Raw genomic sequence first — 21,748 nt, 5'->3', positions numbered from 1 at the left:
GTTCGTCAGCACCTTCCGTCATGCGGCGGAATGTCAGACGGAGCACAACATTGCGATCGCGACATGATCGCACTGCGGACAGCTGGTCTCGACAGTTACGGCCTCCGAGACGGCGAACCAAGTTCGAATCTCGCAGTCAGGTGGCAGGAGCCCCTGCGCTTCAATCCGATCGATGCGAACTGCCGAGGGGCCATGCGAGGCTGAACGGAAATCGTCTTCCCTTCACCTAAATTGAGGGCATGACTGCTCCTCGCCCTTTGGCTCCCGGTCGAAGAGCGCTCAGATGGGCTGCGACGGCATTGACATGGCCCCTTCGCGCTCCTCAAAGGCAATCGGATCATGCCTGGGATCTCGAGCAGGTGTATGCCGAAGAACGCCAGGTTCGAGTCGGACTTCTAGGGGCCGGCGCCACACTGTTGCCCATAGCCGGTGCGCTCCTGGCGGCACTGAACTTGCTGCAGCAGACACATGGTGACAATCGTCTGACTCTTGCCATCTTGCAGAATGTCTCCCTCACAAGTCTTGCCTTTGCCGTGCTGTTTGGACTCTCGACCGCTATAAGCGCGGGGCTGGCGATTGGCTTTGCCTCGCTAACTGCCGATCGATCCATGCCCCCATCCGTGCGTAGAGCAGCCTCTCTGGGGACGACCGCGCTCTTGGTCGTGACTCTCTGGACACAGACGGCGACCGTCTTTTGTGTCGCCTTCGCGATCTGCTATTACTTCTGGCGCTTTCCGCCCAAACGCTTTCGAGACCTAGACATGCAACCGAGTGGCGTAGCGCTGGAGGATTGGTTCAATCTGGCGCAACCCGAAGACGTCGTTCTGCGTTCCATTTGGCAGCAGGGACGAGCCGCGGACGGCATCGGAAAGGAGGCGCTTCGGGAAAAAATTAGAAGTCGCGCCAAGGCAATCTCCGACACGCGGCCCGCTGGAATCGTGTCGGGAGCATGGGTAGTCGTATTTGCTATTTTCGGCACCTACGGTCTGACGCTACTCACCACACCGGTGCAGTTGGCACCTCTAGAGTCTGTGACGTTCAAAGATCACCGGAGCGGCATTGGGTACGTCTTCGCAGGTGGCAGCACTGACGGGATATTCGTCTTCAGGGACATGCAAAGCGTTCGTCAATTGGAAACCGGCTCAATTGCCAGCGAACAGCTCTGCTGGGCCCCACCGTCGGTGTTCTCGAGGACGTTGATTCACGCCTTTACCCGCGAGGCTCAGCCGAAAGGTAGGGCTGTGTGTTGATGGGAAACGCGCTTTCTTCCACGGCACAAGTCACATAGAGCCGACTCGAACCGAAGCCTACGGACAAGCGGCACTGCCTTTGCCGCGAATTCGCAGCAGCTAGCGGGGCGGACCGGGGCGAATCGCCGTGCACCAAAACGTGGATCGTAGGAAGTCACTCACCGTTCGGCTGCGCATGGATGTCGTCGACAGAGTCATCGTCGCTCGGATCGACATGAGCGCCTGGTAAAGCACTTCGACCTCTCCCGATCACGGATAGTAATCTCGCGGACATCTAGCGTGGCGCCCAAGAACGACAACCACTGTGGCGGCAGCGTCAAGTCGCGGCGTGTTGCGGACATCTAAGGTGGCGGTCGACACGCGTTGTCTTGTGTGGTTTCCAAAATGAAATGTCGCCTTCCAGTGTTTGATGTCGTCTTTCTGGTCGCTTGATCGGGCGGCTTGGTCTGGCCATCTGCTACCGATCATCGATGAGAGGCTTTGCCAGCCTGCATGGAAGTAGGGAATTCTGGGGCCCATAGCGCTCCTGTCGGCGACGGTCATGCACCGAGATATCGGCTTAATCGAGTCGCACCCGATAAGCGCCATCACCCGCAATAGCGCCAGCGAGGCGCCTGCCACGCGAAAACGCCCGCGACGCTTCTCCGCTCAGTTCTGGCGAAAACCTCACAACTCTTTACGATTCCTAATGCAGCGCGGGGACGAGCTGGCCAGCACCACAGAAGACGAGTTGCGCCGATCGCTCGGCATAGCACCTGAGAACAAATAGTCGCCTGCAGCTGCGCTACGGGCAGCGGCTTTAGGCTGCTTCGGATGCTCCTACCCGGGTGCGGAGGGCTATGAGGGCGTCTCGAAGTCGCGTCTTCATCGTGCCGATGGGCACTCCGGCCTTCAGGGCTGCTTCGGTGTTGGTGAGGCCTTGGAAGTAGGTCAGTTCGAGGGCTTGCTGCTGGTTGGGGGTCAGGGTGCGCATCGCTTTGGTGATGCGTTGGTGTTCGAGAGTGATCTCGACGGTCTCCTCGACATCGTCGCGGGTTTCTTCGAAGTCGCGGACTCCGACGGCGAGGTCGCGGTTCCGGCTGGATTGAGAGGCGCGAACCCGGTCGATCGCTCGGCGGTGCGCCATCGTGAGCAGCCATGAGAGGGCTTTGCCTTTGGTGGGGTCGAATCGGGACGCGTTCTGCCACGCCTCGAGGTAGACGTCTTGGGTGACTTCCTCGGATTGGGCGGGATCGATGAGGACCCGTTTCACGAGGCCGTATACGCGGGAGGAGGTGTGGTCGTAGAAGACGGCGAATGCTTCCTTGTTGCCTTCGGCGGTGAGGACGAGGAGGTCGTCGTCGGATCGTTCGGTGTCGGCGGCCGGTGCGGGAGCGATACTCAAAAAAGGCCTCAATGGTTGTGGTCGTGGTGCGCCCCTACGACGACCCTCTCGTGACCCTATGCGGTTTCATGAATCGCGCCGACCCCAGTGCGGGGGCCGTCGTCTGCTGGTTGCGGGTCCGAATCGGCCTCCGTGAGGCGGTCATACCCTGGTCTGGGCCGGTGGCTCTGGCAGGGTGAGGGGCATGCCCGGAACGACGCCCCTCGACGATGCTCAGATGAACGACCTGTGGTTGCACACCGAGTACGCCGCCCTGCTCGCTCGTGCCGCCGACCAGGCGGCGCGCACCGTTGACGAGCTTGCCCGCGCGGTCCTCAGCGCAGGTTCGGGCACGGACGAGATCGCGGCCGCCGCTTTCATTGACGTTGACCTGCTCGAGCACATTCGTGACGGCGGAACCACATCGGAATACCTGCGGGAGCGCACCGGGAAAGACCGGGCCGAGCCCTGACTGCACGGGGGAGGAGCAGACCCTCGACTGACAGAGCCCCTAATCAGAGGATCAGCGCGGGAGGCGAGGCGGGTATCCCCAGAACGGGGGGAGTATCCCTCCTTTAGGGGGCATGTACGTTGGGTTTGCTTCACCGTCCCGCACGGCTGCTCGTGACCGTCTGACCCGAATCGGACGCGACCGCGCCGTGGTGTGAAGTGCTCCGCGCCTCACCGTCGAGGATCCCCGCAGAGCCCTGCGATCGCCCCCAGCGTCATCGGGCATCGCAGGGCTTTCGGCCCTCTCGACGGCAGCGCATCGGCAGAGTCACGGGGGCAAACATCCTTCGTCGGCCACGAAGCCGGGTCGTGTGCCTCCTATGGGTGTCGGCTTTTTCACCGACTGGCGGCGGCGACGCCGCACGTCTAGTTTCAAATGGTCCGCTGGTTCTTCGGGTGAGCCAGTGTTGATGATGATGGTGGGGCCGGCGCCGTTCGGGTGGCGCCGGCACCCTCCGTCGAATCCGTCGTCGCGTCCCCCGGGCGGCTGCGACGATGAGCCGCCAAACCCAGGAGGGTGCCCGGCCAGTGGTCTGCGCGCTCCCGCTGGAGGGAGAGCGTGGCTGACGGCATACCGCGGTCGGAGACGGGCCCTCTTACGCGGGCGGCTTGCTGGCGTGTTCTCTTTTCGCGACGCGTGTGAGCCAGCGTTCGAGCACTCGGCCCATGGTGCTCGGAAGTGGAACAGTGACTTTACTGCGGTCCGCTTCGTCAATGCTGAGAGTCGCTTCATCGCTCCAGCGCCGGCTAAGGCCCTCAAAAGCCCAGGTGGTGTCCGTGCCAACGTGGATCGTTTTTGCCTCTCCGCCCGTCGCCGACGGGAGGTGTGCGATGAGGGACGTTCCGAAGTCGCAGACCTCGTAAGAGACGCCCCTCAGCGTCCACTTGACGCAGTTTTGCATGCCCATCCGTGAAACATATTGGCGGCACGGGGCGACGGCAACAAAGCCCGACCTAAGCCATCTCAGCAGCCGCTCATTAACAAGCCGGCACACCTGGCGCTTCCCTGATCGCCAGCCACCGGTGTGCTTCGGACCAGAACGCACGGCCGCCGCGACGAGTGCTGCGTCGCGAGAATGGTCGCCGTATTTATGAACGGTTACATCCCCGTATGGCTTGAGTAATGCCAACGGCTGGCGCCCCAGCCCCGACCGCAAGCAGAAGGCCGCTCCATGCTTCTCCCAATGACGGTGAAACGAGCAAAACCACAACGCCCGTGGCCAGCAGCAGCAGACCAACAAGCGCCATCAGGAGGAGTTTGGCGGTCGGCGTTGTCATGACCATATCTAGGCTCGCTTACTGGTTTTTTCGATGGGCCAGCGAAGCCAGTGTTAGTCCTCCGCTCTGCAAGGCGGCCCTGCACACCTGCGCCGTTCATGGGCTGCCAGCTGTCGCACGAAAGAAAACGTCTACCGGTCGTGATTTTTTGGACGGTCCTTCCAGGGCCACGAGCCGTGTCGTGCCCGCCACTCCACCAAGCCGAGCACAACAGCTACGGGGATGGTGATGATCCCGACGATGAGGACAATGAGCCCAGGAGGGAGTCCGCCGGATGAACTGCTGCTGGCGACGTTGAGAAGCTCCATAAGCGGAACCCTAGTGAGTGCGGAAGGCTGAGTGGTTAGCGAGCGTCGTCGAGGTAGTCGCCGCCGACGCCCGCCCACTTATGCAGGGTTCGTCGTCCTTCGAGTGCGTGTTGAGCGAATTGGGGCAGTGCCCCTCGCGCGTTGAGGACGGTGACTGGGGTGGAGTGTTTGCGTCCGCGAGAGTCGGTCCATTTGACGAATGGCCATGGCGTGATCGATGTGATCGCCCGCCGTGGCACTGTCCGGGACCAGAACTGGCCGTAGACAGTCATGTGGTCGTTGCTCAGAGTGACTCGTGCCCGGGGAGTGCGAATGGCCGCAACCATTCCGAAAGCTATGGCGAGGATGCCGAAGGCGTACCAGGGCCAGCCGGGTGAGATGGTCGTACCGGCCCAGAGAAACATCACCCCGGCCAGAGCAATAATGATGCTCCCGCCGACACCGACCCACTTCGTGAAGCGAAGCTGCTGGAAGACGACATCTGGCTTGGGGCCTTGGCTTTCTGTGCTCACGAGTGCCACCCAACTCCTTCGTCAACGCCGCCGTATTGGCTCCTGCCTTCGGGGGAGCAGCAACGGTCGAAGGAATTAGCTTTCGCGTTGACGGCCTTAGGTTGGGGGATCTCCCGGTTCGCCAGTGGCGTTTGTGGCCAGCCATGCGCGTAGTCGACTGAGGGCGATCTGGCGTTCCCGACGTCCGAGTCGATCGTCACGGAACATCACCATGGCGACAGTTATCGTCCCACCCCAATGGTCGTGACGCTCGACGACGCCTGCCGTAGGAAAAGCAGCGATTTCATGCCTGGGGATTGATTGCGTGACGAGCAGCCCTCTCACTCTGAGAGTGGACGGGGTGAGCACATATCCAGCCCGAAGGACCCTGACCGTGGCAATGAGAGCGAGCGCTGCGGCCACGCCGGCGAGGACTGTCTGCACGACACGGATGGGCGGGTAGACCGCGATGAATACACAGATCATCACCGAGAATGCAGAAGTTCAGGATGCGGATCGTACGAGGAGCCAGGATTACTTCTGAGTCTGCCGTCATGGGGGTGGGCCTCTCTCCGGCGCCAAGGGGACGCAGGTGTTACCGGTCTCTGTGTTTGAACGAGTTGTAGATCGCGTAGCCGACGATGGCCGCGATGACCAGGAGAGCGATCCACCAGTACGAACCAAGCACGGATGCACCCATGAGTTTGACTTCCTTTTTGAGAACGCAGGCTAGCTGCCCTGAGTTGAGCCAAGCCCGAGGGTCTTGCCGCCGCCGTGACGTCGACGGGTAGTCGTACGTTGAGGAGCCAATCGCCACCATGCCCGAGGGGGAACCCCTACCGTTCGTATGCTGTCGCGCTTCGTCTCTGGCGCTTTTTCAGCCCTTCGTGGCTACGGGCAGAGTTCCTTCGTCAGCCTCTCGACGTCGGGGCGAGGGCCGGGAGAAGTTTGTGGAGACCTGCGAAGAGACGTGCAGTGAGAAGCGCCGGGTCGATGATGTCGCCGGTCCTGATGAGCCGGTCAAGGTCTTCGAGCAAGGTGATCACCGTGACGACCTGTTCAGATGGATCGGAGATATCCGGCTTCCCCTGGGTCGTGGTCGTGGCGAAGAAGAGGTGCAACGGCCACGCGGAGCGACCGGGGTTGGGGTAGATGGTGTGCAGATGCACGAGCTCGTCCGGGATGAGACCCGTCTCCTCGCGACACTCGCGACGAGCTGCGTCCGCTGGGTCTTCGTTCTCGTTTCCAGCCCCACCCGGAAGGTCGAAGATCCATGCGTCGATCGGGTAGCGGTATTGCCGGGTGAGGATCACGGAACCGGGTTCGGGGCAGATGAGGACAGCGACGGCGTACGTGATGCTCTCGTCGACTTCAAACATCGTTACCTCTCCGGTGGGTAACTCGACAGTGTGCTCCGTCAGGACGACACGGCCAGCGTGGAGGACTCGTGTGCTCTGCCGCCGCCACCGGGCCTCAACGTGGTCGCTCGTTGGCTTGAAATCCATACGTGCTGCCCCTCCCGCGAGTGAAAGGCCAGTTAACTGTGGCCGGAGGGTTCATGGGCCTGCGGGGTTGAAACCCAACGGCCTCTCTGCGGCCTTTTCGGCGTTGGACCTGCTGGCGGTTCCGTTGACCATGCCCGGAGGCCGGTCATTCATCGGGACGCCTTCTGGCGACCGTTCTGGTCGACGGAGGCCAAGTGGCACCTGGCCTGCAAATTCGCGTATGCCTATCCCGCAAAAATGCCCGGTGACGGGGGTGTTAACGCTACAGTCATCTGATGCTCATCGGATACGCCCGCGTCTCGACATCGGGACAGGATCTCGCAGCACAACGTGACGGTCTCGCAGCGCTCGGTGTTGACGGTCAACACGTGCATGTTGACCACGGGCTGTCGGGGACGACTCGAGCCCGGCCCGGCCTCCGCGAAGCCCTCGCTGCGTGTCGTGCCGGCGACGTCCTGGTCGTCACGAAGCTCGACCGCCTCGCCCGGTCTTTGCGCGACGCGACCGACATCGCGGACGAGCTGACGAAGAAAGGTGTGGCGCTGAGCCTAGGGGGCGCGGTCTACGACCCCACCGACCCCGTCGGTCGGCTCCTGTTCAACGTCCTCGGCATGGTCGCCGAGTTCGAAGCCGACCTCATCCGTGCCCGCACGCGGGAGGGCATGGCGATCGCGAAGGCCGCCGGCAAGCTTCGCGGCCGAAAGCCCAAGCTCACCCCCTCGCAGGAGAAGCACCTCGTGCAGCTCCACCGCACCGTCGAGCACACGACGAGCGAGATTGCCGAGCTGTTCGGAGTCGCCCGGTCCACGGTCTACAGGGCTGTTCAGCGCGCCAACTAGCGGACAGCTCCTCACAGGGCAGAGTCGCGCTGTGATGGGTTGGGGGCTTAGATGTCGTCGTAGCCGGGGTGGGCTTCTGCACTGTCGATCGCAGCTTGAACGGCCTCGTCTTCTTCGTCTTGTGCAGACAGCCAAGCGGTCACGTCACCCCATGGCACGCCAGCCAAGACCGTCGTGAATCCTTGGACCTTCGTTGCCTTCTCCAAGGAGCTAGACGAAGATGCGCTGTAATTCTTCAGGGAGAACTGGACAACTTTCAAAGCCTGGATTACTTCGTCGTCAGAGGGTTGCCACGTTGTCAGCACACTAGACAGTCGCGCCGTTCCCGTCGACCAGAACCCAAGTTTGGCGGCGACTACTGCTGTCAAAACGTGCAGCTTTAGGTAGCGGCGCTGTACGCCTGGGAGGTTTGCCGCGGCACTAGCGAGAGCGCTGACCACTCGTTCATCGAGACGAACCACGAAGAGATACAGGTCAAGCGAGACGGTCGAGTTGAAGATCTGTGCGTAGCGCGTGTCGTCTTTTAGGAGGCTAGAGGGCTTTCCACGGGCCTCATCTGGGCGAGCCAGAACTACGGCGGTTAGCGCCTGGCCCAGGTCTCGGATCGATACGACAGCTTCTCCCTTTGCGCGTTGCTCGCGGAAGCTGCCCTTGCGGCGGTCGTAGTAAATGCTTCGAGCTGCAAAGTACGACTCGATGTCCTTCTGAACGGCGTCAGTCGCGCGAAGAGAGGCTGAATCAACTGATGTCTGGCTGTTCGTTGATCTCGTGACGGCATCGCGCTGATTGTCGTCACTCGTGGTGAGAATTCGTACCTGTACGAGCTGGTCGCGGGCGGCGGAGTCTGGATTCTTCGCGAGGAAATCGTGGATCACGCGCGTGGTCTGGAGACCGTTGACGACCTTAGGAGCTGTCATGTGGACGGCCTCGCCTACCGTCGTAGCCACTTGGCAGATGAGGGTGATGCCGTTGTTAAGCCACCAGAACGGCGTGCCATCTGGCGATGCAAGCGTTTCGGAGATGGCTTGGTTGACTAACACCTGACCTTGGTAATCACGCACGTTCTCATCGAGAAGGCTGAGTCGCACACGACCAGATCCGTCATCGACGAAGGCGGCGTAGTCCGCCAGTCGCACCAGAGTGATCGTGCCCGCCCCGCTGGCTAGAGATCGTTGATAGGCCAACGTGAAGTTCTCGGGTGGAAGCTGCCGGTGCCGCTGAATGAGCTGCGGAGCCATCTCCAGATCAACATCCACGCTGCTGACAGCCGGCAGCGCCTTGAGGACCCTCTCTAGCTCGTCAATCTTGGCCACCGTTTCGCCGTTTAGTGGCGACAGATCGGACATTGTTCCAAGCGCCACTCGGAATTTCAGCCTGACGCCACGCACTGCCAGTGCGGACCAGGCAGCCCGGGCGATGTCGAAGCGATCGAGGATGGCGTCGTTGAACTCGGTGGTGGTCAAGTTGGTTGCAGGACTTAGGTCCATGAGCCGTGGCAAGTTGGCGATGAGCTTTTCGATCGCGGTCGTGCCCATCCCGTGCATCTTGGTCTGGATGACGACTACCTCGAGCTCGCCGTGGCCCTGCTTGGCGGCCGAGGGGAGCTCGCCAGCGACAATGTCGCTGTCAGGCTCCAGTGGCTCGTTATTGAAGAGTGTGTAGACGGCGTCGATCCCTCCGTCCAAGGCGCCATCTGTCAGTCCATCGGTCAGTTGTTCGTGAGACGCATCAAATGAACCCCTCTGGATGAGGAGGTGTGACACGTACTGGACGAACGCGCGACCGGGATTATCTGGAACAGCATTGGCTTCGCAGTAGGACTTAAAAAACTCTTGAGCGAGTTGCTCGTGAGAAGTCGGCAAGATGGCCCCCCGGTTGTTTGATGTGATCGCCGCTCACATTAGCAACCGTGCTGGACGATGCCGGGCAGTGAGGGGAGGGGGTCCCAGTAGACGATCGGTACCGGAGACTGCTGCTGAACTGCGCCGGCTTTCCCTTCGGCGCAGATCCGTCGCCACCATCGCAACACCCCCCGCCCGCTAATTCTTTGACGCAGCTATTTAGGCTTCGAACGAAGACCCACCGTCGAGCCACCGTTGCAGTGCCGAGTCGGGCGACCGCATGCTGTCGGGATCAATAAGCGGCCGCACCAGGTCGCTGAGTCTGCTCGGCGTACCGCTTAGCACCTCACCTGCTGCGATGCGACCGGCACCAGCGATCCAATCGGCAAGCTGCACGCGCGGATCGGTAGCCGAATTGATTTGAACGATGTCTTGAAGCCGTACGCCATACATCGATGAGGCAACCGACTTGATAATCTCAAACATCAGCGGCGTTAGTTGACGGTACTCGTCAATGTACATTTCGAACGCGGCACCGTGAAATCGGTTGTGCCAAGTAGTCGCGACAACCAACATCGTGGGCAGCATCGGGTCAAGATCAAGGGTCGCAGAATCGTCACCCTCGATCGCATACGCCTCGTGGCGTGCATCCCACAACCGTCCAAGCATTCGCGAAGCGCGTCGGTTGTGCGAGCCGGCCACATTTGCTAGACGGAGGGCTCTGATAAATCTGTCGGCACGACCAGTTGGTGCGAATGGAACTTTGTATGACTTACACAACGCGTTGAAACTTGAAAGCAATTCGGCTCGCGTGCTTTCGTCAAGAGCTGGTAAGATTTGGTCTGTCATCTCGTCCGCGTAGTAGCCCTGAATATGCATAGCGGGCGGCGTGCCGAGGCTGGATTCATGCTCCTCTACGAGGAGTGAAATCATCTTGCCGGCCAAAAACTTTGCTTTATCTGCCAGGTACACGCTTGATGTTGCCGCCAAGGGCCCACCGGGCAGGAAAAGTGACTCAGCGACAGTGCGGTGCTTCTTGAACAGCTTTGATGCTTTCAGTTCGCTACCTTGTCGAGCCTCCGCTTTCGTGGACCCAAGCGCTTCACGAGTCTGAACCACAACATCCTGGGCCTCCGCGATGGAAAGCGCTGTCGTGCCGTAGCTGAACGTGCGGTGCGTTGCACTGCTGAGGTTTTCGCCGTCAGAACCTGATTCATCACCGACCACCTGCAAAATCACGAGCGGAGCATACGACTTCCAAGGGACGCCGTCGCTGAAGGCGCGCAGTCCTAGGCCAAAGCGGCGGAAAAGATCCGATTTCAGGTCGAACGGCTACTGCTATTGCGCGACGTAACGGGGCCGTCCTCGTTTCAGGTCCGCGAGCTGCTCGGCTAGCGAGGGGGTCCACTAGCCGATCGCTCATCGAGATCGGCACCGGACTGGTCTATCGAGACGTCTCGAGCCAAGTGGCCGCGGAGGAGTGGATGACGCTCGCGGTCGTTCGGTGACCGATCGGCTGGCGAGACTTGGTTTTCGCCCCGCCAGGCGTAACGCACGCCTCCGCTTAGCCGCGCGTAGGCCCCCGGAGCAGTAGGAAGTCTGGACGAGGTGTTGTCGCCGAGTGCAATTGACGCAAACGCAAACAAACCGTAGCTGTCAGTGCCTTCCGCTATGTTTTGAGTATTCAGTCAGTGAAATTGAACAAAAACGGTAACGAAGGAGTTACGCGATGGCTACTCGCCGAGTTGATGGACTGATCTACGTACCCTGTCCCAAGTGCGGGCGCAATCTCGGCCCCTATACCCGTCTCACCGGCGGTCTCATGAAGTGTGGCCACTGCGGCAAGGAATTCACCGTCCGGGTCTGATGCCCCTGAGATAGTGAAATGAGCGCTCAAGAGCTGGAGCACGGTCGACGCCTCAAAGGACGTCGGCGGTTTTGCTGCGGCAGATGCAGGAGGAGCACTCCGGTCGCTTCCGGATTGCACCTGCGAGAGATGTTGACTGAGGGGAAGAGACGCTATGGCACGCAGCGACACACTCCGCGCAGAACTTGCCCGGTTGCAATCGCGTAAGGCGACGCTGTCCGCGGACATTGCAAAAGCGGAGAAGGAGGCGAGCGGTGCCCGCGAGTCCTCCAGAAAGAAGCGAGACCAGGCTGGACGGTCAAAAAACGCCGCCACGATCCGTAACGCCCTGTCGGCGGCCGAGCGCGAAGACAAGAAGCTGGTGGCAGCCGAAAACAAGATCGCGAAGGTACGGAAGGACCTCGCTGGGGTCGAAAAAACGATTGCGTCGAAGACAACTTCGCTTCGTAGCGCCGAAACGAGCGAAGAGCGAGGTGCCGCCAGTAGGCAGAAGCAGGAGGATACCAAGCGCCGGCAGGGTGAACGCAGCCATGCAAGGGACCTCGCGCGCTTGAGCCGTCCGGGCCCAGAAATCCGATACGTCGAAGTTCGCCCACCGGAACCAGACAAGTTGCGTGTGCTCTACCTCACGGCGAATCCAGATGCGATTGAACAGTCGGTAACCTATCCCGACGGGACTGTCCAGCAAGTTGGCACTTGGCTGCGCGTCGATCAGGAAGTACGTCAGGTCCGACAGGCGTTACGCGGATCGAAGTACCGCGATCTGGTGCAGATCGACCATGCACCGGCGGCTACGCTCAACGACTTGATCGATGGTCTGAACGACCATCGCCCTCACATCGTGCACTATTCCGGCCATGCGAGCGCGGCTGGCTTGTTCATGGAGAACGACGCGGGCGACCTGGACGGCAGTGATATCGACTTCCAGCTACTCGCGCGGGCGCTCGGTGCCACGGACGATCCACCACGGCTGCTCGTACTAAACGCTTGCGAGAGTCTCGCTGGCGCGGAGGAAATTCTTCAGACGGTTCCGGCAGTGATCGGCATGTCTGATTCCATCGGGGACACCTCCGCGACTGTGTTCGCTGCAGCCTTCTATTCGGCGATTGCGTCAGCTCAGTCCCTGGCGACGGCGCTGGAACAGGCGAAGGTTCGAATGCAGGCTGCGGCACTCGATGGGTCGGACCTCCCACAACTGCGCGCTCGGGATGACGTCGACACCGCAAGACTCGTGCTCGTGACACCGCCGGCGTGAGTTCTGATCTAGGGCGCGGCCACAATGACGGCGGACTTCGTGACGAGACGGCCCATGCCAGGGCTCACAAGCTTCATCCCCTGCAAAACGGAACGTCTTCCCTAGGACCCCTCAGTGAGAGGCAGACGACGGACATAGTGACCGTCCTGGCTTTCAGCGACCGGCGATTTGGGCTGCACCCCGTAATCTTCGTCGACCCACGACGCCCCAAACTGAGCGCCCTCATCCTTCCAGATTCCGACGGCGGGGCAGCCTGCCACAGAGGTCCTCAGTGCCCGATAGGCGATCGGCTGTCGGACGCGACGGACGCCCCGCCGCGCCTGCTGCTGCGGGGGAGTTCCGTTCGGGTCAGCCGCGGTCGCGGGCCATTCCTGCTTCGGTGTTGCGGGTACCGACGGCCACGCCGTGAGGAGAGGCCGCTGCGATGCGTTCGAGATCGCCAGTGGTGAGGGCGACGTCGACAGCGGCGGCGTTCTCCTCGACCCGGGACGGCTTCGTGGTCCCGGGGATCGGGACGGTGCCGGCCTGAACCAGCCACGCGAGCGCGAGCTGCGCCGTCGTGACCCCTTTCTCGTCAGCGATGACCTTGAGCGCGTCGACGACGCGGAGGTTCGCATCGATCGCCTCGTCGGAGAACCGGGGCAGGTTCCGCCGGGCGTCCCCCTCGGGGAGGTCGTCCTTCCGGGTGACGGTGCCGGAGAGGAACCCGCGGCCGAGCGGCGAGAAGGGCACGAACCCGATCCCGAGCTCTGAAGCGGTGTCGAGGACGCCGTTGTGCTCGGCGTCGCGCTCGAAGAGGCTGTACTCGGACTGGATCGCCGTGATCGGGAACGTCGCGTGCGCCCGGCGCAGGGTCTCGGCTGACGTCTCGGAGACGCCGATGTAGCGGGCCTTGCCGGCGGTCACGGCTTCAGCCATCGCGCCGACGGTGTCCTCGATCGGGACGTTCGGGTCCGCCCGGTGGAGGTACCAGAGGTCGACGTGGTCGGTGCCGAGGTGCCGGAGGGACCGGTCGATGGCCCGTCGTGCGTGCTCTGGAGAGCCGTCGAGACCGATCGGCTGGCCGTCGTCGGTGAAGTCGGTGGCGAACTTCGACGCGACGACGACACGGTCTCGATCGGAGCCGAGCACCTGGCCGAGGAGCTTCTCGTTCTCGAACGGCCCGTAGGCCTCCGCGGTGTCGAAGAGGGTGATCCCGACATCGAGCGCGCGATGGATGGTCGCGGCGGAGCCGGCTTCTGTTGCACCGCCGTAGAAGGCGCTCATGCCCATGCATCCGAGCCCGAGCGCGGACGTGACCAGGCCTTGGGAGCCGAGAGGGATGTTCTGCATGGGCGTTCTCCGTTCGTCGCCGGGATGACCCGGACGATGACGACCTTCCACCCTGGTGTGCGCACCATGTCAAGTGGGAGACTCGGCTCATGCTGCTTCCCGAGGTCCACGTCGATGAGCCGATCACGATCAGCGCTGCGGCGGAGCTGCTCGGCATCACGGTCGACACGATCCGCTACTACGAGAAGGAAGGGATCGCGCCGGCTCCTGAGCGTGGGCAGGATGGGTGGCGGCGGTATGACACGGCGACGCTCAGCTGGCTCGCCGGGACAGTGATGCTCCGCGGGACAGGGATGAGCGTGCAGGAGATGCGCGAGTACGCGGCCGCGTACCGAGCTGGCGCTGACGATGCCGCGCGGCTTGCGCTCCTCGAGCAGCACCATGCGACCGTTCTCGCTCGGCAGGCGGAGGTGCAGCGGCACCTCGCTGCGCTGGAACGGAAGATCGAGGCGTACCGCGAGACCATCGCCGCGACCGGCGCCCAAGCGGTGGCACGACCTCCAGCCCGATCGACCATCGGCTAGCGGGTAGAGCTCGCGAGCGTCTTGCTGTACCAGCGGTCGGAATGCGGCTCATCGTTGAAGGCGCCACGCGCTCGAAGCCATTTCGCTCGTACATCCCGCATGCCTCCGTCAAGGCGGCGCGAGTGTGGAGCCGGAGAATCCCGATCCCGCGCTCTCGGCAGGCTTCTTCCACCTCGCGGAGGAGCTGCGAGCCGACACCTCGTCCTCGACGTGACGACGACGTGAATACTTTCGTGAGCTCGGCCGCCTCGCCGAGGAATCGGACGCCGGCGCCGCCGAGGGCGCTGCCGCCTTCTCCGGCGACCGACAGCACTCCAGTGGCACCTCCCAGGTCGTCGGAGGGCTCATCGTGGAGCGCCGGATCGACCTCGACCCCTGTTGCTGGCCGCCCGTTCCACCGAGACGCGACGTCGCTCATGTGGCAGTGAACGATCTGAGTCGCCGTTGGGGAATCAGGGCGGACGGCTTCGATCGTCATCACGACAATGAGCGTAGGGAATCAGCTGACCGACGGATGTCGGTGGCTCGCGCGAGAATCGACGCGATGATCACACCTCTGCTCGACGTCACGCGCATCTACGCCGAGCCCGCCGCGGCTGCGTCTGCGCGCGGGCTCGAGATCCTGGGGCGCTGGCCCGACGCCGAGGTGGTGCCGGTCGAGTCGCACTGGCGCATCCCCGAGCTCCACGGCGACGAGGCGAACGTCCGGCGCTGGGTGCGCATCAAGACCGAGGCGCTCGTCCTGGGCGAGAAGAAGAGCATCGCGACCCGACCGAACGGCCGTTCCGCCGACTTCATCGCGCCGTCGCTGTCGAACGGCTGCGCGATGGCCTGTGTCTACTGCTACGTGCCGCGCCGCAAGGGCTACAGCAACCCCGTGACCGTCTTCACGAACAGCGACCAGATCCTGCGTCACGTCGCCCGGCACATCCACAAGCAGGGCGAGAAGACGATGCCGAACCAGTGCGATCCTGCGGCCTGGGTCTACGACCTCGGCGAGAACAGCGACTGCTCGGTGGACGCCCTCATCAGCGAGAACGTCCGCGACGCCGTCGACCTGTTCCGGATGAGTCCGACGGCGAAGGCCTCCTTCGCCACGAAGTACGTCAACCGAGACCTCCTCGACTGGGACCCTCGGGGGCGCACGCGGGTCCGCTTCTCCCTGATGCCGGCCGAGGTCGCCAAGGTCACCGACCTCCGGACGACGCGGATGAGCGAGCGCATCGCCGCGATCAACGACTTCGTCGAGGCCGGCTACGAGGTGCACGTCAACTTCTCGCCCGTCATCATCACTCCGACCTGGCTCGACGACTGGCGGGCTCTTCTGACCGAGGTCGACGACGTCCTGAGCGACGCGGCCAAGCAGCAGCTGGCGGCCGAGGTGATCTTCCTCACGCACAACGAGCCGCTCCACGAGGTCAACCTCGGCTGGCACCCGACGGGTGAGAGCCTGATCTGGCAGCCCGGCATCCAAGAGACCAAGCGGTCGCAGAACGGCGCTGAGAACATCCGCTACCGCTACGACCTCAAACAGCGCGGCGTCGCCGAGCTCACGGCGCTGATCGCCGAGATCCTGCCGTACTGCCCGATCCGGTACGCGTTCTGATGGCGCACGACGCGTCGGCGGGCGACCCCGACGGTGACGGCCCCGACGGTGACAGCACAGACGCCGAACGCTGGCTCGTCGTGAACGGCCGCCGCTGGAGGCGCACCGACCCGTCGCTGCCCGACGACCTCGTCGAGGCTCTGAAATCGCATCTCGGGCGGGGCCGGTCGGGCGTACGGAGCGCGAAGAGAGCCGGCGACGACGACGCAGTGGCAGCCGCCCGCAAGCGGAACGGCCTCGCGAAGCACGGCCTGGGCGAGCGCGGCCCGGCCTGGTGGGACGAACCCGAGGAGGCCCGCCTCGCACGGGCACTCGGCGCCCTCAGCGAGCTCGAGGCGCTCGACGGCGAGCCACCCGCGACCTAGGTTCCGTGCCGACCCGTGCGCCCCGAGGCGAGAGTCGCGTCGAGCTGCGCGGTCAGGATCCCCGCCAGGTCGTTCAGGATGCCCACCTGGTGGTCGGTCCAGTCGCGCGGCTGCGAGTCGATGGCGCAGAGGGTGCCGACCGCGTTGCCGTCGCTGGTGATCAGCGGGATGCCGACGTACGCGATCGCGTCGAGCTCGGTGACCGCCGGGCTGTTCGAGACGAGCGGGTGCTTCGAGGCGTCCGAGATGCGGAGCGGCTCGCGCGTCGTGATCGCGTACTGGCAGTACGAGTACTCGAGCGGCACGCCGCCCGCGGAGGCCCACGGCTCGCCGACGCCGACCTGGCTGGCGTAGACCTGCTGGTCGTTCTCGATCAGCACCATCGTCGACACCGGCACCCCGAGCATCTTGGCGGTCAGGTGGGTGAAGCGGTCGAAGTCCGGGTTGCCCGCGCGGTCGGGGCGGAGCGCCTCGACGGCGGCGAGCCGCTCAGGGTCGTCGAGCACGGCCGACGGGGCCTGCGGAAGTGGAGCCGGACGCTCGATCTGATCGGTGACGGCAGCGAGCAGGTCGGCCCCTGCGAGCGGACCAGGCAGGACGGCGCGCGCACCGGCCCGGGCAGCGGCCGCCTGATTCTCGTCGCCCTTCGCGACGATCAGGACCGGCACGGGCGCGGTCGCCGCCGAGGTCATGAGGCGGCCCACGAAGGCCAGGCCGGCAGGATGCACCATCGAGTCGCCCAGGACGACGAGATCGGGCAGCTGGCGGGCGATCGCCGAGGAGGCCTCGACGGTGTCCTCCGCGACGTCCACTTCGAAGCCCGCCGGGAGGAGGGCGTAGATCGCCTGTCGGCGGGAACCGGTGTCACCGTCGACGATGAGGACTCTTCGTGCCATTTCGGCAGTCTACGAGCCGGATACCGCCGGCGGAGCCGCCGACGACGCCCGAACCACGAGCTCGGTCGGCACGATCACCTGCGAGACGTCGGCGTCGCGCGCCATCTCGCGCAGCAGCAGGTCGATCGCCCGCCGGCCCACCTCGTCGAAGTGCTGCCTGATGGTCGTGAGAGGCGGCCAGAACGACGCCGAGTCGGTCATGTCGTCGAACCCGACGATGCTGAGGGTGGAGGGCAGCGGGCGGCCGAGCTCGTGGCAGGCGCGCATCAGGCCGAGCGCCATGGAGTCGTTCGCGACGAAGACCGCGGTCACGTCGGGGCGGCTCGCCAGGTCGAGGCCGACGCGGTGGCCCGACTCGGCGCTCCAGTCGCCCCGGAGCGGTTCCGCCACCGGTCGGCCGGCCGCGACCAGGGTCTCGCGCCACGCCGCCTCACGGCGCCTCGCCGAGTAGGAGTGCTCGGGACCGGCGACGTGCCAGACCGTCTCGTGGCCGAGCTCCAGCAGGTGCTCGACGGCGAGCCGGGTGCCCTGCTTCTGGTCGGTGTCGATGAAGGGCCTCGAGCTCTGGCCGCTGGAGTCGATGACGACGACGGGCACGTCGGCCGGGAGGGCGAGGTCGTGCTCGGCCAGGATGTCGGCCTCGATGACGATGACCACGCCGTCGACGGCCTGCTCCGACAGACGGGCGAAGGCACCGGTGACGCCGCCCTGGGTCCGCTGGTGGACGGGCAGGAGCGTGATCGTGTAGTCGGACTCGCGGGCGGCCTCGGCGATCGCCTCGAGGGTCTTCGAGTTGCCGTACGACGAGAGCGTGAACATGATCACGCCGATCGTGTGGAACCGCCCGGAGCGCAGGGCCCGAGCAGCGCGGTTGGGGCTGTAGCCGAGGCGGTCCATCGCGGCGCGGACGCGGTCGCGGGTGGCGGGCTGGACGTTCTCGAGCCCGCGGGCGACCCGCGAGACGGTCTGCATCGAGACGCCTGCCTCGAGGGCGACATCGGAGGCCGACGCCTTCTTGGAAGCCGGCACTGCTTCGGGCACGAGTTCCCTTCCTGATTGGCGATGGTGACGTTGACATGCTACTGTCCCACTCGGAATGTTGACGTAAACATCTGCACGAGACAAGGACGTTTCCATGAGCGTGAGAGCCATGACAGCCAGCGACACGGCGCCGACCCCGGCACCCGTCGCGCGACGCCGAAAGCGGGGCAAGCAGACCGGCTGGCTGTTCGTAGCCCCGTTCATGGTGGTGCTCGTCGCCATGCTGATCGTGCCGATCGGCTACGCCCTCTACCTGAGCCTCTTCCGCGACCAGCTCATCGGCGGCAACCACTTCGTCGGGCTCGCGAACTACGTCCAGCTCGTCCAAGACTCGAAGTTCTGGAGCGGCTTCGTCCGGGTCCTCGTCTTCCTGGTCATCCAGGTGCCGATCATGCTGGTGCTGGCCCTCATCGCAGCACTCGCCCTCGACAGCGCCCGGGTGCACGCGGCCGGCTTCTTCCGCATCGCGATCTTCCTGCCCTACGCCGTCCCCGGCGTCGTCGCGGCGCTCATCTGGGGCTTCATCTACGGCCCGCAGTTCGGCCTGACCGGCTCGTTCAACAGCGCGATCGGCATCGACCTGCTGCAGCCGTTCACCCCGACCTGGATCCTGACCTCGATCGGCAACATCGTGACCTGGGAGTTCCTGGGCTACAACATGATCATCTTCTTCGCGGCCCTCCGCGTCGTGCCGACCGACCTCTACGAGGCCGCTGCCCTCGACGGCGCAGGATCGCTCCGCACCATCCTCTCGATCAAGCTCCCGGCTCTCCGCGGCTCGATCGTGATCGCGACGATCTTCTCGATCATCGGGAGCTTCCAGCTCTTCAACGAGCCGAACCTCCTGAAATCGCTCGCCCCGAACGTGATCGGCACGTTCTTCACCCCGAACATGTACGCCTACAACCTCTCGTTCGCCGGCCAGCAGTTCAACTACTCCGCCACCGTCGCCATCGTCATGGGCATCATCACCGCGGTGATCGCCTACGTGGTCCAGGTGCGCGGAACGCGATCGGAGAACCGATGAGCACCCTGACCCGTCCTGTCGTCCCCGCCCCCGGGGCCCGCCCCGGCCGCACCCCGCGCCGTATCCGCCCCGGCAAGAACGACGGCAGCGGCCTCCGCGAGAAGAAGTCGCTCCCGATGACCGCGATCATGGTCGTCTTCCTGGTCTACTCGTTCGCGCCGCTGTTCTACCTCATCGTCAACTCGACGAAGTCGCAGGACGACCTCCTGTCGACCTTCGGCCTCTGGTTCGGCAACGGCTTCGACCTGTTCGCCAACATCCGCGACGTCTTCACCTATAACGGCGGCATCTTCCTGCAGTGGTTCGGCAACACGCTGCTGTACGTCGTCGTCGGCGCCGGCGGGGCGACGTTCCTCGCGACCATCGCGGGCTACGGCCTGGCCAAGTTCCGCTTCGTCGGGCGTCGAGCGGTCTTCGCCGTCGTCCTCGGCTCGATCGCGATCCCCGGCACCGCCCTGGCCGTCCCGACCTTCCTGCTGTTCTCGAAACTGGGGCTGACCAACACGCCGTGGGCGATCATCCTGCCCTCGCTGATCAGTCCGTTCGGCATGTACCTGGTGTGGACCTACGCGGTCGACGCGATCCCGACCGAGCTCCTCGAGGCCGCCCGCATGGACGGCGCCAGCGAGCTCCGGATCTTCTTCACCATCGCGGTCAAGCTGCTCACGCCCGGCATCGTCACCGTCCTGCTCTTCTCGGTCGTCGCCGTCTGGAACAACTACTTCCTGCCCCTGATCATGCTGAGCGATCCACGGCTGTATCCATTGACCGTCGGATTGAACCAGTGGAGTCAGCAGGCCCAGGGAGTCGCTGCTCACCCGATCTACAACCTCGTCGTGACGGGCGCGCTCATCACGATCATCCCAATCGTCGTCGTTTTCCTCCTGCTGCAGCGCTACTGGCAGTCGGGCCTCGGCGCCGGAGGCGTCAAGGAGTAGGCGCCCCCGCCTCCTGCTCGACCTCCACCCCGCACCACCTATCCCGCATCACCCCTCAAACACACAACGAAGTGAAAGGACCCTCGTGCACAAGCGCTTGCGGACCATCGTGGCGGCCGCCGTCACCACCGTCGCCGTGACAGCAGCCCTCGCCGGCTGCTCGTCCGGCTCCACCTCCTCCTCGGGCGGCGGCAACGCCGACGCCGTCACCGCAGCCCTCAAGAAGGGCGGGTCGCTGACCTACTGGTCGTGGACCCCTTCGGGTGCCGCCCAGGTCAAGGCGTTCGAGAAGGCCTACCCCAAGGTCAAGGTGAAGCTCGTCAACGCCGGCACCGGCAACGACGAGTACACCAAGCTGCAGAACGCGATCAAGGCAGGATCGGGCGCCCCCGACGTCGCCCAGATCGAGTACTACGCGATGCCGCAGTTCGCTCTGGCCGGCTCGCTTAGCGACCTGTCGCAGTACGGCTTCGACTCGCTGAAGAGCAAGTACACCTCCGGCACCTGGGGCTCCGTCGACCTCGACGGCAAGCTGTACGGCCTGCCGCAGGACTCCGGCCCCATGGCGATGTTCTACAACAAGACCGTGTTCGACAAGTACGGCCTGTCGGTGCCGAAGACGTGGGACGAGTACCTCGCCGACGCCAAGAAGCTGCACGCGGCCAACCCGGACGCCTACCTCACCAGCGACACCGGCGACGCGGGCTTCACCACCAGCATGATCTGGCAGGCCGGCGGGACCCCCTTCAAGACCGACGGCACCAAGGTGACCGTCAACCTGCAGGACGCAGGATCGAAGAAGTGGGCCGACACCTGGAGCACGCTCGTCGAGAACAAGCTCCTCGCTCCGACCCCCGGCTTCACCGACGACTGGTACAAGCAGCTCGCCAACGGCGACATCGCCACCCAGATCACCGGCGCCTGGTTCCCCGGCGTCATCGAGTCGGGCGCCAAGGCCGGCTCCGGAGACTGGCGCGTGGCCCCGATCCCGACCTATGACGGCACCACCGCTGTCACGGCCGAGAACGGCGGCGGTGCGCAGGCCGTGCTGAAGCAGTCGAAGAACCAGGCTCTCGCTGCCGGCTTCGTCAAGTGGCTCAACTCGTCGACCGAGAGCGTCGACACGTTCCTCGCCTCCGGCGGCTTCCCGTCGACCACCTCGACCCTGAAGTCGTCCGACTTCCTGGCGACGAAGCCCGACTACTTCGGCCAGCAGGACATCAACACCGTCCTCGCCGGAGCGTCGGACTCGGTCAAGAGCGGCTGGTCGTACCTGCCCTTCCAGGTCTACGCGAACAGCATCTACGCCGACACCGTCGGCCAGTCGTACCAGAACAACGGCGACCTCAACGCGGGCCTCAAGGCCTGGCAGGCTGCCATCGTGAAGTACGGCAACCAGCAGGGATTCACCGTCACCAGCAAGTAGCAGCACTCCCAGTGACACCCGGCGGGTGCGATCGCGTGTGCGGTCGCACCCGCTCCCACGAGCGGCCCCGCGCCGCTTCACGGGCG

18 protein-coding genes and 1 pseudogene are annotated in these 21,748 nt (G+C 64.0%); 10 read left to right on the top strand and 9 right to left on the bottom strand.

The window, feature by feature from the left end; all coding sequences use genetic code 11:
• The first annotated feature begins 359 nt into the window (after nt 1–359).
• Entirely contained in the window at nt 360–1,250 is an 891-nt protein-coding gene (locus ABD733_RS07975) for a hypothetical protein (RefSeq protein ID WP_344794816.1), read from the top strand.
• Nucleotides 1,251–2,049: 799 nt separating this feature from the next.
• On the opposite strand, the gene sigK is transcribed toward ABD733_RS07975, so the two are convergent.
• Nucleotides 2,050–2,634 carry an ECF RNA polymerase sigma factor SigK gene (gene sigK / locus ABD733_RS07970; RefSeq protein ID WP_344794814.1) on the bottom strand — a complete coding sequence of 195 codons (585 nt, stop codon included), beginning with the start codon at nt 2,632–2,634 and terminating at the stop codon, nt 2,050–2,052.
• 184 nt (nt 2,635–2,818) lie between these two features.
• On the opposite strand from sigK, the gene ABD733_RS07965 reads away from it, so the two are divergent.
• Complete coding sequence (locus ABD733_RS07965; RefSeq protein WP_123955559.1) at nt 2,819–3,085, top strand: hypothetical protein; 267 nt, start codon at nt 2,819–2,821, stop codon at nt 3,083–3,085.
• Nucleotides 3,086–4,744: 1,659 nt separating this feature from the next.
• Here ABD733_RS07965 and ABD733_RS07960 read toward each other — a convergent pair.
• Both ABD733_RS07960 and ABD733_RS07955 read right to left on the bottom strand, forming a co-directional pair.
• Nucleotides 4,745–5,230, bottom strand: coding sequence for a hypothetical protein (locus tag ABD733_RS07960; protein ID WP_344794810.1), 486 nt, complete (start codon nt 5,228–5,230; stop codon nt 4,745–4,747).
• Nucleotides 5,231–6,111: 881 nt separating this feature from the next.
• A complete protein-coding gene (locus tag ABD733_RS07955) occupies nt 6,112–6,705 on the bottom strand; it encodes an NUDIX hydrolase (RefSeq protein ID WP_344794808.1) in 594 nt (197 codons plus the stop codon).
• Nucleotides 6,706–6,980: 275 nt separating this feature from the next.
• Between ABD733_RS07955 and ABD733_RS07950 the strand changes: the two genes are divergently transcribed.
• Nucleotides 6,981–7,544 (top strand): recombinase family protein, encoded by a 564-nt coding sequence (locus tag ABD733_RS07950; RefSeq protein ID WP_344794806.1) that lies wholly within the window; start codon nt 6,981–6,983, stop codon nt 7,542–7,544.
• 47 nt (nt 7,545–7,591) lie between these two features.
• Here ABD733_RS07950 and ABD733_RS07945 read toward each other — a convergent pair whose 3' ends face one another.
• A complete protein-coding gene (locus ABD733_RS07945; protein WP_344794804.1) occupies nt 7,592–9,406 on the bottom strand; it encodes an AIPR family protein in 1,815 nt (604 codons plus the stop codon).
• Nucleotides 9,407–9,604: 198 nt separating this feature from the next.
• The gene (locus ABD733_RS07940; RefSeq protein WP_344794802.1) at nt 9,605–10,624 is read right to left on the bottom strand and encodes a hypothetical protein; all 1,020 of its coding nucleotides are present in this window, start codon (nt 10,622–10,624) and stop codon (nt 9,605–9,607) included.
• A gap of 782 nt (nt 10,625–11,406) precedes the next feature.
• On the opposite strand from ABD733_RS07940, the gene ABD733_RS07935 reads away from it, so the two are divergent.
• Nucleotides 11,407–12,507: a CHAT domain-containing protein gene (locus ABD733_RS07935; RefSeq protein WP_344794800.1), complete on the top strand. Its 1,101-nt coding sequence runs from the start codon at nt 11,407–11,409 to the stop codon at nt 12,505–12,507.
• Between the two features lie 348 nt (nt 12,508–12,855).
• Here the strand turns inward: ABD733_RS07935 and ABD733_RS07930 are convergent, their stop codons facing one another.
• Nucleotides 12,856–13,839: an aldo/keto reductase gene (locus tag ABD733_RS07930; RefSeq protein WP_344794798.1), complete on the bottom strand. Its 984-nt coding sequence runs from the start codon at nt 13,837–13,839 to the stop codon at nt 12,856–12,858.
• A gap of 89 nt (nt 13,840–13,928) precedes the next feature.
• Here ABD733_RS07930 and ABD733_RS07925 point away from each other — a divergent pair, with 89 nt between their 5' ends.
• Nucleotides 13,929–14,363, top strand: a complete 435-nt coding sequence (locus tag ABD733_RS07925; RefSeq protein WP_344794797.1) for a MerR family transcriptional regulator — start codon at nt 13,929–13,931, stop codon at nt 14,361–14,363.
• A 67-nt stretch (nt 14,364–14,430) separates the two neighbouring features.
• Here the strand turns inward: ABD733_RS07925 and ABD733_RS17570 are convergent.
• Nucleotides 14,431–14,781: pseudogene (locus ABD733_RS17570) on the bottom strand (GNAT family N-acetyltransferase); the annotation flags it as partial.
• A 126-nt stretch (nt 14,782–14,907) separates the two neighbouring features.
• Here ABD733_RS17570 and ABD733_RS07920 point away from each other — a divergent pair.
• Together ABD733_RS07920 and ABD733_RS07915 are read left to right on the top strand one after the other, a co-directional pair.
• Nucleotides 14,908–15,969 (top strand): spore photoproduct lyase family protein, encoded by a 1,062-nt coding sequence (locus ABD733_RS07920; RefSeq protein ID WP_344794795.1) that lies wholly within the window; start codon nt 14,908–14,910, stop codon nt 15,967–15,969.
• Nucleotides 15,969–16,334: a biopolymer transporter Tol gene (locus tag ABD733_RS07915; protein WP_344794793.1), complete on the top strand. Its 366-nt coding sequence runs from the start codon at nt 15,969–15,971 to the stop codon at nt 16,332–16,334. Before ABD733_RS07920 ends, ABD733_RS07915 begins: the two co-directional genes overlap by 1 nt.
• Here the strand turns inward: ABD733_RS07915 and ABD733_RS07910 are convergent.
• A complete protein-coding gene (locus ABD733_RS07910; RefSeq protein ID WP_344794792.1) occupies nt 16,331–17,230 on the bottom strand; it encodes a GAF domain-containing protein in 900 nt (299 codons plus the stop codon). The genes ABD733_RS07915 and ABD733_RS07910 overlap by 4 nt on opposite strands.
• A 9-nt stretch (nt 17,231–17,239) precedes the next feature.
• A complete protein-coding gene (locus ABD733_RS07905) occupies nt 17,240–18,271 on the bottom strand; it encodes a LacI family DNA-binding transcriptional regulator (RefSeq protein WP_344794790.1) in 1,032 nt (343 codons plus the stop codon).
• A 109-nt stretch (nt 18,272–18,380) separates the two neighbouring features.
• Here ABD733_RS07905 and ABD733_RS07900 point away from each other — a divergent pair, with 109 nt between their 5' ends.
• From ABD733_RS07900 to ABD733_RS07890, 3 genes are all read left to right on the top strand, one after another.
• Nucleotides 18,381–19,298: a carbohydrate ABC transporter permease gene (locus tag ABD733_RS07900; protein WP_344794788.1), complete on the top strand. Its 918-nt coding sequence runs from the start codon at nt 18,381–18,383 to the stop codon at nt 19,296–19,298.
• Nucleotides 19,295–20,236, top strand: a complete 942-nt coding sequence (locus ABD733_RS07895) for a carbohydrate ABC transporter permease (RefSeq protein ID WP_425552869.1) — start codon at nt 19,295–19,297, stop codon at nt 20,234–20,236. Before ABD733_RS07900 ends, ABD733_RS07895 begins: the two co-directional genes overlap by 4 nt.
• 85 nt (nt 20,237–20,321) lie before the next feature.
• Complete coding sequence (locus tag ABD733_RS07890; RefSeq protein ID WP_344794786.1) at nt 20,322–21,662, top strand: ABC transporter substrate-binding protein; 1,341 nt, start codon at nt 20,322–20,324, stop codon at nt 21,660–21,662.
• Nucleotides 21,663–21,748 lie beyond the last annotated feature (86 nt).

Origin of the sequence: Frondihabitans peucedani, assembly GCF_039537585.1 — a bacterium.
GTDB classification, from domain to species: domain Bacteria; phylum Actinomycetota; class Actinomycetes; order Actinomycetales; family Microbacteriaceae; genus Frondihabitans; species Frondihabitans peucedani.
Note: the sequence above shows the minus strand (reverse complement) of the source record. Positions and strands in the feature narration are given on the sequence as shown.

Bases quoted from the DNA above. Each gene is read 5' to 3' on its own strand.
- ABD733_RS07965 (WP_123955559.1), top strand. From the start codon at position 2,819: ATGCCCGGAACGACGCCCCTCGACGATGCTCAGATGAACGACCTGTGG.
- ABD733_RS07955 (WP_344794808.1), bottom strand. From the start codon at position 6,705: ATGGATTTCAAGCCAACGAGCGACCACGTTGAGGCCCGGTGGCGGCGG.
- ABD733_RS07950 (WP_344794806.1), top strand. From the start codon at position 6,981: ATGCTCATCGGATACGCCCGCGTCTCGACATCGGGACAGGATCTCGCA.
- ABD733_RS07935 (WP_344794800.1), top strand. From the start codon at position 11,407: ATGGCACGCAGCGACACACTCCGCGCAGAACTTGCCCGGTTGCAATCG.
- ABD733_RS07930 (WP_344794798.1), bottom strand. From the start codon at position 13,839: ATGCAGAACATCCCTCTCGGCTCCCAAGGCCTGGTCACGTCCGCGCTC.
- ABD733_RS07925 (WP_344794797.1), top strand. From the start codon at position 13,929: ATGCTGCTTCCCGAGGTCCACGTCGATGAGCCGATCACGATCAGCGCT.
- ABD733_RS07920 (WP_344794795.1), top strand. From the start codon at position 14,908: ATGATCACACCTCTGCTCGACGTCACGCGCATCTACGCCGAGCCCGCC.
- ABD733_RS07915 (WP_344794793.1), top strand. From the start codon at position 15,969: ATGGCGCACGACGCGTCGGCGGGCGACCCCGACGGTGACGGCCCCGAC.
- ABD733_RS07910 (WP_344794792.1), bottom strand. From the start codon at position 17,230: ATGGCACGAAGAGTCCTCATCGTCGACGGTGACACCGGTTCCCGCCGA.
- ABD733_RS07900 (WP_344794788.1), top strand. From the start codon at position 18,381: ATGACAGCCAGCGACACGGCGCCGACCCCGGCACCCGTCGCGCGACGC.
- ABD733_RS07895 (WP_425552869.1), top strand. From the start codon at position 19,295: ATGAGCACCCTGACCCGTCCTGTCGTCCCCGCCCCCGGGGCCCGCCCC.